This window comes from Flavobacteriaceae bacterium, from assembly GCA_014075215.1.
Taxonomy (GTDB): domain Bacteria; phylum Bacteroidota; class Bacteroidia; order Flavobacteriales; family Flavobacteriaceae; genus Polaribacter.
The window spans coordinates 2324732-2340781 of record CP046177.1; the positions used below are offsets into that span (position 1 = coordinate 2324732).

Here is a 16050-nt window from a genome sequence, read left to right on the forward strand (position 1 = left end):
AATTGCTGTCAAACTTTCTATTAAATAATTCCTAACTTTGTATTTCAACACAAAAACTATGTGCCTATTATAACATAAAATCATCGACATACATAATATAGCGTAGCTATCATCTCTTTAACCGAAAACCGCCAAAATTTTCAAAAAACAGGAAGAAATGAATTAGTGAGCATACCGCTTGGGTGTGTTCCGAAACTAGTTCAGTCCTGTTGGGTGCTTTGGCGGTACCTCGGTTAACCGGATTTAGTGGAGGTTCACTCCTTTTTTATTTACTAATGTTTTGGAGAACCTACAAAACGATAAACAGGAATAATTATGAAATTAATTATCGAAAACCGCCAAACAAAAACCAAATTATTAATCTTATTTCTAGCTACATTTTTATTCTCGTTGCAAAGTTGCGCCCAGAAAAATGTAAGTAAAACACAACAAACCAAAAAAGAAAATTTGAAAGCTGTGGATTATTCAAAAGGTAGCAATATCATTGAATTTCCAGAGAAACTCACAGGCGATGAAAAAGCTATTTTTAATCACAAATACTTTCAAGACTTAACAAGTAATGAAACAAGACATTTAGACCCATTCAAAGTCAAAGAAGAATTTGAAAAGCTAGGGATTACTAAAGAGCAAAGAGCAAGATTTGTAGCTGCTTATACTTTTTTCAAAACACGTTATTTTGGACATAAAAAATCTTGCGAACAATGGGAATATTTCAAAGATTTAGCACCGAAATCAGATAATTGAAAAATCGCTGAGTCTGTGATATAATAAAGGGATGCGGAATAATTTGGAAAATTCTTCGGCTATGTTAGAATCGGCAGATACTTTGGTATCTGCCGATTACGCTTTGCGTAATCGCAAATCATTGAGTTTGGAGCAACTTAATGATAGAGCAAAACAGGAAAAAAGTAAACGAAAATCGCGCGAAAAATTTGAAAGCAGAGAACACGAAAAGGCAGATTTTGACTTATCAAATGAACTATCACTTTTAGATATTTCAACAAATGAAGCAGAAGAAAAATATAGTAAGAGAGAAGATATTGAAATAAATAGAGAACTTTCTATCGCTGACCAAGTTAAAAATTATACGGAATCAATCCGACAAGGCAAATCTCAAACGGAAATTCTACATCTTTTAATTACAAAATTTGAGAATAACAATGCTGTTTCTAAATGGGTGGAAAACTGGCGAGATTTTCTCAAGTTGCATCGGTTCGCTGAAACCAAACCACCACAGGAACGCAAAGCAATTAAGCGTATTATTTCCAAAGCTGATTTTAGTGACGAAACATCGTTTAGCACTTCATTAGCAGAAATCTCACAAAGCAAGGAAATTTCACAAGCAACTAAACTGGAAATTTCTCGAGAATTTGGCGGTGCGCATATTGATAGTGTGGACGGAATGGATTTTCAGCTAAAACAGGTCAAGGAACACACCAAAGCTATTGAACGGGAAATTGACAATAAATCTCGTGAGCAAGAATGGTTGGATTCAGAAATTGAAAGTTTAAAGACTGAATTAGATTCACTGCCTCTTGATAGTCCAAAACGGCAAGAACTTGAAGAAAAAATTGAGCAGAAAAAAGAGCAACTGGAAAACACCAAAGATGAAATTAACCGTTTAGAAAAAGGGAAACCAAAAGAAACCGCCTTTGTGTTGCGTGAGGGATTTTCTGCAAAAATGGATCCCGATGGCAGTCGAAGCATAAAAATTATGAGTAGTGATTTTTCAATCAAGTTACCGAGCAATCGTTGGCTTTTTAGCGATAAGAAAAATATACGAACTATCAATTTAGCCTTTCCGTTTGCTATACTCAAAGAACAAAATTTCGCCAAATTTTTGTTTCGTCCAAATCTTGAAGATAACGCTGTACCAACTGTTGAAAATCGCAAAATGGGAAGTTTAATTTTGAACTCACTTGGCTATAGTGATTCTAAAATTCTTTCGCAAGAAAGTATCAAACAACTCAAAAAAGATTTATCAATGCTTAATCTTAAAAATGGGAAAACTGCACAAGAAAATTTGATTGAGCTAGGGATTTTTGATGTTGCTTCACAGTCTTTAAACATCAATAATTTTAAAAATAGGTTAACTTCTATACGTGAGAATAGAGATATTACTAAAAATTAAGCACTATCATCCAAATTTTTAAGTTCAATTTCTGGTTGGGGGATTATTCTGGTATTGCCAAGGTCTACTACTTTTGAACGCATTAATTCATTGTCAGTAAAAATACGAGACATATTATATTTGCTTATACTTTTCAGAATTATCGTCGCCATAACCAAAAATAATATAGGATTGGATTGACTTTGTAATTCTCCGTGAATATAAAGAGTTCTTTAACCAGTAGCTAGTTGCTTGTTTTTTTGATAAATACTTTCAATATAGTTTGAAAGTAAGTTTTTGGTGTAATTAAAATTAACTATTCCGAGTAGTTTTTCTGTGTCTGGAAATTTTGTTTCTAGAATATTGTCTCGCTGAAAATCATTAACTTATGAAGTTATTAACATCAATATTCGTTTTTTGAAATTTTACTGCGTAACACCAGTTAGTAAGTAAAAAAACCATATTACACACGGAATATTGGTTTAGTCAAGCTAATAATCTAATTTTTTTTGGAAAGGAAGGTGTTTTTTTATATTTTCACTATGATTAACAAGGTTTGGAATAATTATTGCTGAAAATTTATTAATATTAAATTTATAATGTCATGAAAACAAAAGTATTTATTTTAACACTAGTTAGTGTATTACTCAATTCTTGTTCAAATGAGGATTCAATTTCCTCTAATTCTAATGTAGAAATAGAAACAATTATAGAACAGAATAATCTCGACCAGAAAGTTGTTAATAGAACTACGGAATTTAAAAAGTATTATGCGCTTATAGAAAAAATGAAGCAAAAAAAATCGGATAAAAACTAATCTTTATCCGATTTTTTAATCAAGTTTAGGGTTTTAATTTTCAGCATCCCTAATCTGATAATCTCTTCTGAATTGGCAGTAAGAATTTACAAATTCTTGCGCAGTATCTCTATCTGGAGCGGAAAAGTTAAACCTATGTCCGTCTCTACAAACTCCAGTATAATTAACAAATAAAACTGTTCCATCTTTAGAAAGTTTTTTGTCAACTTTAATAATTTTTACATCTTTATTATTATCTACTTCTTCTTTTACATCAATAGAATTAGCTGCACTCAAAGAAATAGAGAACATAAACACTAATAAATAAATGATTTTTTTCATGGTATGTTATTTTCTATTATAATTAATTTTCGTTTACATTATCTCCACCTTCTCCACCAATACTTCTTCTAAAAGCACAATAAGTATTAACAACCTCTTGAGCTACTTCTCTTGTATAAGCAGTAAAATAAAAAGTGTGACCATCTAAACATTTACCTCTATATCTTGTAAAAAACACTTTCCCATTTTTTAAGACATCTTTAACTTTTTCAATCTTCACAATTTGAAGTTCAGCTCCTTTCTTCTTCTCTATTTCTTTAATCTCATTTGCACTTAAAGAAACAGAAAACATGAATACCAATAAATAAATGATTTTTTTCATAATATATTTGTTTTATGATTAATAATTATACATTTTTACTAAAAAATTATGAAATACCCTACTGTTTTTTTGTTTTTTGTTGTTTTTTGTTTTTCCAATCATTTATTTGGTCAAGAAATTAGGTTGAAAGCTATTGTTTATGACCAACAAAATAAGCCATTATCAAATATTTTAGTCTACTTATTAGATAAAGAAAAAAAAACTATTGCTTATCAATATACAAATATTGATGGAGAAGTTTTTTTTAATATTGAGAATTTTACTTCTCCTATTTTTTTTAAAATATCTTCACTTTTTTTTGAGGAAAAAGAGAAAAATGTGTTATTCAATAAATCGACTGTATTCATTCTTAAACCTAAAATTGAGCAGCTAGATGAAGTTGTCATTAGCTCTAATAAGATAAATAGAGATACTTTGAATTTGAATATAAAAAAGTATCAAATAAAAAAAAATGAGAGTATTGAAAAATCACTTAAGAAAATTCCAGGAATTAGTATAGATAAAGATGGGCGTATTAAATACTGGAATAAAGAAATTGAAAAGATATTAATAGATGGAGATGACTTAGCAGATAAACAGTATACTTTTATTTCTAAGAATTTACGATCAGAAGTTTTAGATGATATTCAGGTGCTAAATAATTTTGAAGAAAATACTGTTTTTAAAAGAAGTCGTAAATCAGAAAAAATTGCCTTGAATTTAAAAATTAAGCAAAAATTTAAAAATATATGGTTTGGAAATGTTTCATTAGGGTATGGAGATGGTCTAGGGGAAGAGGAAATTAAAGCTACTAGTAATGTTGGATTGTTAAAAAAGAAAGTAAAATTTCTGAATGCTTTAAAAATATCTTCTCTAGGAGAAGAAGCTATCCCAGTTTTTTTTGGGAATGGTGATGAAGAAAATTCTCCAATTTATTCCTTTAGAAAAAACAATGTTCAACTCCCTAAAGAAGTGGTTAATTTTAATAATGCAAAAGGAAATACTTTTCTAATAAATAAAAAAATTAATAATCTAGTATTAAGAAGTACAAGTTTTATTGGAATAGATGATCTCATGCAACAATCAGTTAATAATACTGATTTCTTTTTTCAAAATGATTCTTTTTTAGAGTCAAATAGAGTAAATGATAAAAACACTCTTTTTTTAGGAGAGATAGAATTAAAACATAAAGGGTTAGAAAATAGTTACTTTGTGAATAAACTCAATTATAAAATAAAGGAAAATCAGTTTAACTCTTATTCTTTATTCAATACTAGCGATATATTTGATGACAACATTACTAAAGAGATGGCAATATATGATAATTTCCAATATACATATCGCTTTAAAAATGGAGTTATTTTAAATAATGAATTGGATTTTGGTTTATCTAATTTAAAAGAAAATACTTCAATTATTTCTGAGAACTTAAATTCATTGCTTCAATCCAATAATGGAAAAATAACTCAGACAGTAAACAAGGATTTGAAATATTTTAACTTGAAAACAGATTTTTCATACTTAATATCAAGAAATTTAAAAAGTAATATATTGTTTAACATAAAGAATAATCAAGAAAAGTATAATATTTTTTTATTTCCCGAAGATTCTCAATATGAAAATAATATCTTTTTTAAAAGGAATGAATTTATTTTTAGACCAACGCTAATTTATAAATTATCAAAAAAGATGAAATTCAAAACTAATATTACTACATCTTTTTTTAAATTAAATAAAGAAAAAAGGATTTTAGTAAATTATTTTGCATCTCTTAATGTTAATTATTGGGGAAGTTTAGATATTTCATTTTTAAATAAACAAGCTATTCCTTCAAATCAAAATTTCTTAGAAAATTTCTATTTAATAAACAATAATACGTTTAAAAGGGGAGGTGTGACTTTTGCCCCGATTGATTATGAACAATTCAAGATTAAATTAAATAATAGAAATAAAAAAAGCACCTATAATAATGAGTTTTCTTTTATGTACAAGAAGTCAAACTCATCATTACTAAATAATTTTTCTATTGAAGATAACATCAATTTTAACAATACTTTTCTTGTAAAACGAAATGGAGAAGAGTATAGTTTTAGAAATCAACTAATATTTTTAATTAATTCAATTGGTCTTAAGTTGGAGACTAAGCAATCTTTTTTGTCTATACCAATAAATAATCAAGGTGCAGAGATAAGCAAACTATATGATGGTATTTATAATATTGAAATGAGTTCTTACTTTTCTTCTCCTTTAAACTTCAATCTTAGATTTGAGTATAATAACAATGTTCAAAAGTTTAACAATAACAAATCTTCATTTAGTACAAAAAAAATAGAATTTGATTTAGATTGGAATTTTGGTAGTGAATTTGCATTTGTTCTTAATGGTGGAGTCTATAGTATTAATAATGATGTGTACAATATAATCAATATGTCTTTAGGTTATGAGCCTGAAAACAAGAATTTTTCTTACAGTTTGAAAATAAATAATTTGATTAATGAAGATGAGTTTTCAATTCAATATAGAGACACTTTTTTTTCATCGGTAACTACAATACCTCTTGTACCATTTTATACATTTGCCAGTGTAAAATATATATTTTAAATTTAGGAAAAATTTTATTATGAGAATATTTACTTTATTGGTGCTGATAATTGTTCTTCATGCTTCTGCTTATTCGCAAGACATTAAAACAGGAATTATTTATTACGACCATATAGATAATCATTATGGAGTTAGTTATAATTCTTATTTGGTATTTAATCAGAACAAATCCCATTTTGTGACATATAAGGATTCTTTAGGGTTATCAAATCAAAAAATTGATTCAGGTAGTGAAGAAACCCTTGTTGAAATAGCCGATTTTGATGATATTTCCAAAACACGAAAAAAGGGTTTACAAGTTTATTTAGATAAATCCAAGGATAGTATTTATTTTTCAAATGCTTTTTCGTTGATATCAAGAGTGATATATGCAAAAGAGAAGATTCCTGATTTTAAGTGGAAATTTGAAAGTGCTACAAAAAAAATAGGAAAATTTCTTTGCAAAAAAGCTGTGACTAAATTTAGAGGTAGAGAATATATTTGTTGGTATACTGAAGAAATACCTTTGCCTTATGGACCATGGAAGCTTCAAGGGTTGCCTGGAATTATATTGGAAGCTAAAACAAGAGATGGGTTTTTTAAAATGGTTTTTAAAAAAATAAAGTACCCTGAACAACAATTAAAAGTTCCTACAAGTAAAATAATGATTCTCCCTAAAGGAAAAAAATTCATTTCACTAGATAAATACATAGGTAGGCAAAGGAAACATATAAAAGAAACTGATAATTCATTAAAAATTCACGCAAAAAAGTTTGGAGTTCACATAGAACCTTTTAGTGAAAAAGATAATTTTTTAGAAATTTTTGGGCAATAACTTGTCATTCCTCCAGTTGAAGGCTTCCTTGTTTTTGAAGACTTCATTTCTCGTGGAATTTCATTTGATGACGATGCTTCAAAATGTACGATTGGTCTATCTAACCTACCAGATACCACTTGCATTGGTTCTGTGTGCGTTCTATATGCTCCGATGTCTGTTAAATCACGTCTACCATTAGTAATCATTTATGCCATTCAAAAAGTTGCTCGTGAGATAGTGGTTTATAATAATTTACATACAAATCCACCATCATTTCGGCGATGTCAAATTCAGCAGGCGATACTTTTCGTTTTTCTACTTGTAATCCTAAATTTCTTTTAATAGATGATTGAACACTGTCTCTGTTTATAAATTCGCCCTCAATTTCTGAAGTCCTGATTGCTTCGTTACTAAATATTTCTACTAATAAATCATTTTTAGAATCATTGTTAACGTGTTTTAATCCACCGACAACCGTACCGCTATTTTCAATAAATAGTTTCCCTAATTCGATAAGACTTTCCTTATCATACGTGAATTGAGGCCAATTTTTCAGTAACCAATTCCATAAAACGTGTGTCATTTGGGCTATATTTATATTAAATATCGCTCAAATTTAATCGGCTCATTTATATAAATAATTATGATATTTCACTTGTTGAACTGGAGATAACTCGATAGAGTTATCCTATTTCAATAAGCCACTTTCAATAATTCACTACACTATCTAATGCCTCATCAAAATCCTTGTGAATAAAATTCGACTGATATTGAATTGTGGTAGTAATTGAAGAATGACGATATAATCTTTGCAATGTCTGAATTGGAATTTTATCACCAGAAATATTGCCAAAAGTATGACGTGCAATGTGCATCGTCAGTTTTTTATCAATCTTGGCTTTTTTTCTGACACTTTCTAAATAAAGATTAAACTTCTTATTAGCTGTTTTCTTTTTTGCCAAAACGTCATTTGGATTTTTAAGGTTGGCTTTCTTCATTTCTGGGAAAATAAAATCATCTACCTTTTCTTTTTCTGATTCATAGGCTTTGAGTATAGGGTAAATTTTTTCGGGTAATTTAAGTGATAATAACTTTTCATTTTTATTCATTCGATAATGTAGTCGTCCGTCATATATATCGCTCCAACGTATTTGCAATACGTCTGCGACACGCATCCCTGCCAAAAAGAAACTAAATAACCAGACATTGCGAGCGTGTTCTTCTTGCGATGTTAGATTCTCCAATGATTCTAAAGACTGCATTTCTTCAACTGATAATCCAACCTTTTCTGTTTCGGGAAATTTGATACGGATTTTATCTGCTCCAAACGGGTAATACTTGCGGTCAATAATCCCCATTTTGATAGCTCTGTTATAAATGGTACGAATAACAATTAGCGCATTAATAACTGAACGCTGTGAATTGTTCTTTTTAGTTTTAAGAAATGTCATATACTTTCTTAAAAATGCTTCGTCAATTTCGCGAAAATTTATGTTATCGGATTTAGCAAATTCAATAAAGTGGTTCACTCTGGCTCTGTCTGAGGAAAAACGGGTGAGTTTTTTATTGTCTTCTAATTCTTTAAGATAAATTTGAGACATTTCTTTAAAACTCTTATTGCTTAATGGATTCGTGATTTCCTTTTTAACTTGTTTAGATGAAATCGTTTTATCCTCTGTTTCTAAGTCCAGCAATGTTTTATTGGCTTCTTTTAACTTGGTTAGAAGAAAATTATTGAGCCGTGTAGAATTAGGATATGATTTCCTTACTTTACTTGCCGAAGCATCCCAATCTTTTTCAAAAAGATATTTTCCCGTAAAAATGTAGCGAGTTTTTCTATTTTGGGTAATTCTGAGAGCAATAGGAAAAGTGCCATCTTTCTTTTTATCGTGCTTCCAAAGTATTATCTTTATTGATGCCATAACGTTTAATGCTTTCAACAAAGATACAAAACATCAATGATTTTACCTAAAACATACCTAAAACAAATTATGATTTTATATGGTTTTTTATGATGTTATTTCAGCTCGTTTTTAACGTAAATCACTGATTATTAATGTATTTAATAAATTATAAAATCAAAACACGCTGGATTCAACAACCTGTGAGGTCTGAATTTTTTATACCACTAAAAATTGCTACTTTATAAGGTGTCAAAGGTTCTGCCTTTACAAACTTGAAATTTTTGAGTACCCCCATAATCTTTTAATTTTTTAATATCAAATACTTTTTACAACATTATTCTCTATAGATTCTCTCGTATAAATCGCAGTAAATTTCTTTGATAATCTTGCGTTTCATTTTCATGGTAGGGGTCAAATGACCACCATCGATAGACCATTCATCCGGTGTCAATTCAAATTTTTTGATTTGTTCCCATTTTCCGCATTTTGTACTACAAATATCTATTTCTTTCTGAATCCGTTCTTTGACCTTGTCCGAATGAGCAATTTCTTTATGAGAGGTACCTATGGTGAAGCCTTTTCTTTCAATCCAATCTTTAATAAAAATAAAGTTAGGTTGTATGAGTGCAGCAGGCATTTTCTCATTTTCACCGACAACCATAGCTTGTTCTATAAAACGAGATTGTTTTAACTCTGCTTCCAATAGGGCAGGGGCTATGTATTTCCCTCCTGATGTTTTGAATATTTCCTTTTTACGATCCGTAATTTTTAAAAATCTGTCCTTACAAATCTGCCCTATATCTCCCGTATGAAAATACGCATCAGTCATTACTTCTTTTGTTTTTTTGGGATCTTTATAATAGCCTTGCATTACATTGGGCCCTTTTACGAGAATTTCTCCATCTGCCGCAATCTTAACTTCCACATTGTCAATCACCCTGCCTACAGTACCAATTCTAAAACCGCCATTTCTTCTGTCATTGACGGATATAACAGGCGATGTTTCAGTTAAACCGTACCCTTCCATGATAGGCATACCGGCAGCGGCAAAAAAACGAGTTAACCTCGGTTGCAGTGCAGCGCTTCCGGAAACCATCAGATCTAATCTACCTCCCAGGCCTTCTTTTATTTTTGAAAAAATTAACTTTCTTGCTATCCTTAATTTTTTTTCATACCACCAACCGTTAGCACCATAAGGTTCATATTTCAGAGCTAATTTTATAGCCCAATAAAATAGTTTTTGCTTACTACCGGAAAGTGCTTCTCCGCGACTATAAATTTTATTAAATACTTTTTCATACAATCTTGGAACTGCAGTCATTACATGAGGTTTCACCTCTTTTAAATTATCGCTCATTGCCTCTATGGACTCGGCAAAATAAATACTAATGCCGCAGTATTGATATAAATACAATATCATTCTTTCAAAAATATGGCAAACAGGTAAAAAACTCAATGAGACCGTATCTCCCTTTTTTAGAGGTACTCTTTTATCACTTGCCAGTACATTAGAAACAATATTATCATGTGAAAGCATTACCCCTTTAGGTTTACCGGTAGTTCCGGATGTATATATCAAAGTGGCCAAACTTTCCGGTGAGATGGAAGCTTTTCTTTCCTCTAATTCGGATTTATTAGCATTGTCTTCTCCTAATTTTAAAACCGTTGTCCAGCTTTTTTCTCCTGCTATTTCATCAAATGTAAAAACATCTTTTAGCTGAGTACTTGCTTTAATTTGATTTAACTTTTCCAGAATGGTTTCGTCCGAAACAAAGCAATAGATAGCCTCCGAATGATTTAAAATATACGCATAATCTTCTTTCGAAATGGTGGGATAAATAGGTACATTCTGAGCTCCAACTTGCAGTATTCCTATATCTACAATGTTCCATTCTGTCCTGTTATTTGTAGAAATTACGGCAATTTTATCGTTGGGTTTCACTCCCAATCTCAGCAAACCACGGCTAATAGCATTCGCTTGAGCAATATATTCTTTAGAAGAAGTAGCTTTCCACATTCCATTATACTTTGTTACAAACGCTTTTTCCAGATTGAATTTTTTTTCCGCATAATATGGAAAATCAAATAATCGTGTAATTTTTATTGACATATTTTTGACTTGTTACCGTATTTTAAATTTTGTTTTCTCAAAGAATATTACCATTCTTTCAGTGTTTTAAAACAGTTGAAAAACTTTTAACTTGAAACTTTACAACTTTCAAACTGTATTACTAACCAGCAAAATACAAAAAAGCAAAATAACTCACAACCGCCCGTTATTTGGTGCTAGAATTATGCTGCTTTTTTTAACCCGGATGATATTAGAACTTCGTAATGAAGGTTGAAATCGTGATAAAATATAGGGTTTTCCGGAATGTAGAGTAGCACCGCTACGGTTCATTTCAAAAATGGCAGTGAAGCGATATATTTTGAAACGATTTCAAGCTGTAATAGATTTTCTAATGCATAATTCGAGTTAGTTTATAAAACTCTTGAGAATTTTTACATCAATTTACCTGAAAATGTATGAGATTACCTATTCTCCAATAAATACTTGTTAAATCCTCTTCCGTTTATTTTAGTGTATTTTGAATTGATTTCATAGGCAACCTTCATTCCTTTGATATCAAAATTTCCGGTCACTTTGGTATATTTGATATTTAAATCTTCCTGAAAATCAGTTTGGTTAAAAGAAACACCATCTCTAAATTTTGTGTATTTAAAGGTAGCTGTTTCTTTAAATACGGCATTGGCAAAACTTACGTTATTATCAAATTGCGAATACTTAAAGGTTGAGTCATCTCCAAATGTAGTCCCTTCAAAGGAAGCATTGCCATTAAATTTGGAATATTTAAACATTGCTTTTCTTTCAAACGTACATCCTTTAAAAATGGCGTCATTATCAAAGCTGGCCACAAATGTGTAGCCACTATTTTCAGAATCCGGAACATAGGCTAAAACATTATCCTTGAATGTACAGTTTGCAAAAGAAATTTTAGACTCGATCAGGTTTTTAACAGTATTGCCTCCTTTGTTTTTCCACCATTTTTTTTTCTTTTTTTGAGGCAGATCTGCCAATTTATCTTCCATATAAGTGAAATCTAAATCGCCTGTGACGATAGCATCATGGTAAGAAATGTCTTTTCCGTTTTTAATATCTTTTATAATATCCGTAGCCTCCACTGTTTTTTGAGCGACTGTAAACGAAGTAATGAAAAGGATAGTTAAAGTAATTGTATTCTTCATGGTTTTATCTGTTTTGTTATGAGTTAAAGACCCATTCCTTTTTTATTTGTGACAGTTACTCCAGAATTTTTACGCTCAATCCAGATCCTGGCATTTACGAAAGCTTCTAACCACGGAGATACTTCATCTTTTCTCCCTTTCGGATAATTTGCCCAATTCCATTGAAATATGGAGCGTTCTATATGAGGCATGGTGACCAAATGCCTCCCGGATGCATCACATAACATGGCAGTATTAAAATCAGAACCATTTGGATTGTGGGGATACTCTTCATAGCCATATTTGGCTACAATGTGATAGTCGTCCTCACGATAAGGCAAACTAAACTTTCCTTCGCCATGAGAAATCCAAACTCCCAATGTGGTGCCGGCCAAGCCGGATAACATTACAGAATTGTTTTTTTGCACTTTAACCGAGATAAAAGCACTTTCGTGTTTCCCGGAATCGTTGTAAGTCAGCTTTCCGTGTTTTTCATGCTCCGGATTGATCAGGCCTAATTCCATCCATAACTGGCACCCGTTACAAATACCTATGGAAAGCGTATCTTCTCTTTCAAAAAATTTTCTAAGTGCCGTATTTGCTTTTTCGTTATATGTAACAGCGCCGGCCCATCCTTTGGCAGACCCGAGTACATCCGAGTTAGAAAAGCCGCCGACTGCTCCTATAAATTGAATATCTTCCAAGGTTTCCCTGCCCGATATTAGGTCAGTCATATGTACATCTTTTACATCAAATCCGGCCAGGTACATAGCATTGGCCATTTCCCGTTCGGAATTACTTCCTTTTTCTCGTAAGACAGCTGCTTTAGGCTTTAATCCCTGTCGATCCGATAACTTCTGTATATCTGCTAACTTTCCTGTAAAATACTTGGGAAATACATAGGTTAAGGGTTGGTGTTTATAATGGTCAAACCGACTTTTTGCCAGGTCGTTTGCTGTTTGTTTTCGGTCGAGTAAGTATGAGGTTTTATACCATAGATCCCTCATTTCCGGAACGGAGAGCGTAATGGTTGTTTCGTTATTCTTGATTGATACGGTATCCCTTTCCGTAACGGATCCGATAGTTTTAAAATCGATATTATTTTCAAGAAATACGCTTTCTATAGCAAGGTCTTTTGATTGAATGATAACACCGGCATTTTCAGCAAATAATAATTTAACCGTATCTTTTTCACCTAAAGCACTCAAATCAAGAGCAGCACCAATACCATTATCAGCAAAACACAGCTCTAATACGGTGGTTACCAATCCGCCGGAAGAGATATCATGCCCGGCAATAATTTGCCCTTCTTTTAGTAAGTTTTGAACCGTGTTAAATACCTTTTTTACATATTCGGCATCTCTAACGGTAGGTGTTTCTCTCCCGACTTTATTCACTACCTGTGCAAAAGAGCTTCCGCCAAGCTTATAGCTATCCCGGGAAATGTTGATATAATAAACAGGTCCCCCGTTTGTTTGAAAAACAGGCTCTACAACGTTGCAAATATCATTGCAATTAGCCGCTGCGGAAATAATTACCGTACCCGGTGAAATCACTTCTTCATTCGGATATTTCTGCTTCATTGACAGTGAATCTTTTCCCGTAGGAACATTAATTCCCAGTTCAATTGAAAATTCGGAAACTGCCTCAACTGCTTTATACAAACGCGTATCTTCACCTTTATTTTTACAAGGCCACATCCAGTTTGCCGATAAGGAAACGGACTGCAAACCATCTTTTAAAGGTGCCCATATGATATTGGTCAAGGCTTCCGTAATTGAGTTTCTGCTTCCTGCTACCGGATCAATTAACCCGGATATAGGGGAGTGCCCGATAGCGGTGGCAATACCTTCTTTTCCGTTATAATCCAGTGCCATCACCCCTACATTGTTTAGCGGAACCTGTAAGGCTCCCACACACTGTTGTTTGGCAACTTTTCCGCCTACGCATCGGTCTGCTTTATTTGTCAGCCAATCCTTACAAGCGACTGATTCCAATTGCAAAACTTGGGAAACATAATCTCTTAAAAGAGAAGTATCATAAGTTACGGGAGTATACGTTCTTTTTACGGTAACATCATTCATAACGGTTTTTGGAGAAGCACCAAACATGTCTTCCAGGTCCAGGTCCATAGGTTTGTTTCGGGAGGTTGCAGACGTAATGGTAAAACGTTTATCCCCGGTAATGGTTCCTACCTTATACATAGGTGAACGTTCTCTTTCTGCAATCCTCTGCAATGTGTCAATGTCTTCTTCCGCAATAATCAAGCCCATTCTTTCCTGGGATTCATTCCCTATAATTTCTTTATCCGACAATGTCGGGTCTCCAACAGGCAACGCGTCCAGGTTTATGTTCCCCCCGACATCTTCTACCAATTCCGATAAACAATTCAGGTGTCCGCCCGCACCGTGGTCATGAATAGAAACAATAACATTATTTTTACTTTCTACCATTCCGCGAATCGCATTAGCAGTTCGTTTTTGCATTTCGGGATTAGACCGTTGGACGGCATTTAGTTCAATCCCGGAGGAAAACGCTCCCGTATCTGCCGATGATACTGCTGCTCCCCCCATGCCAATCCTGTAATTATCACCACCCAAGACAACTATTTGATCGCCCTTTTTCGGGGTGCTTTTCACAGCTTGAAGCAATTTTCCATATCCAATCCCTCCGGCTTGCATGATGACCTTATCATACCCTAATTTTCTGGCATTTTCTTCGTGTTCAAAAGTGAGTACAGCGCCTGTAATCAAAGGTTGTCCAAACTTATTTCCAAAATCAGACGCTCCGTCGGATGCTTTGATCAGAATATCCGACGGGGTTTGGTATAACCATTTGCGTTCCGCTATATTTTCCCAAGGCCTGTTTTCTTCCAGGCGAGTATACGAAGTCATATATACGGCTGTTCCTGCCAGGGGGATGGAACCTTTTCCTCCGGCCAACCTGTCTCTGATTTCCCCTCCCGAACCGGTAGCTGCACCATTAAAAGGCTCTACAGTGGTAGGAAAATTATGGGTTTCTGCTTTTAAAGAAATTACAGCATCAATTGTTTCTGTTTCATAATAATCGGGAATATCGGCTCTTTTCGGGGCAAACTGTTTAATTTTTGGCCCTTTTATAAATGCTACATTGTCTTTGTATGCCGAAATAATGTCATTCGGATTTTGCTTTGATGTTTCCTTGATCATTTTAAATAGAGAAACAGGCTGTTCTACTCCATCAATAATGAAAATTCCATTAAATATTTTATGCCTGCAGTGTTCGGAATTTACCTGAGAAAAACCAAAAACTTCGGAATCCGTTAGTTTACGCCCCATCTTTTTTGACAGGTTGTTTAAATATTCGATTTCTTCATCATTCAAAGCCAGTCCTTCCTGCTCATTATAAGCTGCAATCGTATCAATTTCCAAAATCGGATCCGGCTGCATATCAATAGTAAATATATCCTGATCCAAGCCTTGAAATTTTTGTAAAATCATGGAGTCAAAATCAGCAAAATCTGCATCTGCATTTTCAAATTTTTCTATTCGTATGATCCCGTCAATACCCATATTTTGAGTAATTTCAACGGCATTTGTACTCCAGGGCGTAATCATTGCCACTCTGGGGCCAATAAAAAAGGCGTCAATTGACGCCAACGGTTTACCTGTTGTATTGGAAACAAGTTCCGGGCAATTGAAAAGCCATGTTAGTTTTGATTTGTTTTCTGTGGTTAAATTTTCTGTGGTTTGCACGGTAAATACCGTACTGTTTGTGTTGCCAAAGAAATGAATCATAAAATAGTATTTAAAACGGGTATAAATTTAAAATTTTACACTAAAAGAAAGATGTAAAAAAAATGTATTATTTTTAGACTTGTAAACGATGTTATTAACATAAAAACAAACATTTTAAATATCCGTTTGGGCCCCCAAAGAAAATTATCAGAATATGAACTAGAGCTGCATCATAATTACGAGCCGTAATGTCAATCCA

Annotated in this window: 12 protein-coding genes; 5 read left to right on the forward strand and 7 right to left on the reverse strand. The window is 32.6% G+C overall.

Going from position 1 to position 16050, the window contains the following annotated elements; translation table 11 throughout:
• Positions 1-315 precede the first annotated feature (315 nt).
• From GKR88_11400 to GKR88_11410, 3 genes are all read left to right on the forward strand, one after another.
• Entirely contained in the window at positions 316-744 is a 429-nt protein-coding gene (locus GKR88_11400) for a hypothetical protein (protein QMU64834.1), read from the forward strand.
• A gap of 61 nt (positions 745-805) precedes the next feature.
• Entirely contained in the window at positions 806-2131 is a 1326-nt protein-coding gene (locus GKR88_11405; protein QMU64835.1) for a hypothetical protein, read from the forward strand.
• Positions 2132-2714: 583 nt separating this feature from the next.
• A complete protein-coding gene (locus GKR88_11410) occupies positions 2715-2927 on the forward strand; it encodes a hypothetical protein (GenBank protein ID QMU64836.1) in 213 nt (70 codons plus the stop codon).
• A gap of 33 nt (positions 2928-2960) precedes the next feature.
• Here the strand turns inward: GKR88_11410 and GKR88_11415 are convergent, their stop codons facing one another.
• Together GKR88_11415 and GKR88_11420 are read right to left on the reverse strand one after the other, a co-directional pair.
• Positions 2961-3248 (reverse strand): hypothetical protein, encoded by a 288-nt coding sequence (locus tag GKR88_11415; protein QMU64837.1) that lies wholly within the window; start codon positions 3246-3248, stop codon positions 2961-2963.
• A 22-nt stretch (positions 3249-3270) separates the two neighbouring features.
• Entirely contained in the window at positions 3271-3570 is a 300-nt protein-coding gene (locus tag GKR88_11420) for a hypothetical protein (protein QMU64838.1), read from the reverse strand.
• Positions 3571-3618: 48 nt separating this feature from the next.
• Between GKR88_11420 and GKR88_11425 the strand changes: the two genes are divergently transcribed.
• Together GKR88_11425 and GKR88_11430 are read left to right on the forward strand one after the other, a co-directional pair.
• Positions 3619-6150 (forward strand): hypothetical protein, encoded by a 2532-nt coding sequence (locus GKR88_11425; GenBank protein ID QMU64839.1) that lies wholly within the window; start codon positions 3619-3621, stop codon positions 6148-6150.
• A gap of 19 nt (positions 6151-6169) precedes the next feature.
• Positions 6170-6964 carry a GLPGLI family protein gene (locus tag GKR88_11430; protein QMU64840.1) on the forward strand — a complete coding sequence of 265 codons (795 nt, stop codon included), beginning with the start codon at positions 6170-6172 and terminating at the stop codon, positions 6962-6964.
• A gap of 184 nt (positions 6965-7148) precedes the next feature.
• On the opposite strand, the gene GKR88_11435 is transcribed toward GKR88_11430, so the two are convergent.
• The 5 genes from GKR88_11435 to purL all read right to left on the reverse strand — a co-directional run bounded on the left by GKR88_11435 (position 7149) and on the right by purL (position 15851).
• Positions 7149-7529 (reverse strand): DUF4172 domain-containing protein, encoded by a 381-nt coding sequence (locus GKR88_11435; GenBank protein ID QMU64841.1) that lies wholly within the window; start codon positions 7527-7529, stop codon positions 7149-7151.
• Positions 7530-7653: 124 nt separating this feature from the next.
• Positions 7654-8868, reverse strand: coding sequence for a tyrosine-type recombinase/integrase (locus GKR88_11440; GenBank protein QMU64842.1), 1215 nt, complete (start codon positions 8866-8868; stop codon positions 7654-7656).
• Between the two features lie 316 nt (positions 8869-9184).
• Positions 9185-10960 carry an AMP-binding protein gene (locus tag GKR88_11445; GenBank protein QMU64843.1) on the reverse strand — a complete coding sequence of 592 codons (1776 nt, stop codon included), beginning with the start codon at positions 10958-10960 and terminating at the stop codon, positions 9185-9187.
• Between the two features lie 422 nt (positions 10961-11382).
• Positions 11383-12096 carry a hypothetical protein gene (locus tag GKR88_11450; GenBank protein QMU64844.1) on the reverse strand — a complete coding sequence of 238 codons (714 nt, stop codon included), beginning with the start codon at positions 12094-12096 and terminating at the stop codon, positions 11383-11385.
• Positions 12097-12119: 23 nt separating this feature from the next.
• Positions 12120-15851, reverse strand: coding sequence for a phosphoribosylformylglycinamidine synthase (gene purL, locus GKR88_11455; GenBank protein ID QMU64845.1), 3732 nt, complete (start codon positions 15849-15851; stop codon positions 12120-12122).
• Positions 15852-16050: the final 199 nt, after the last annotated feature.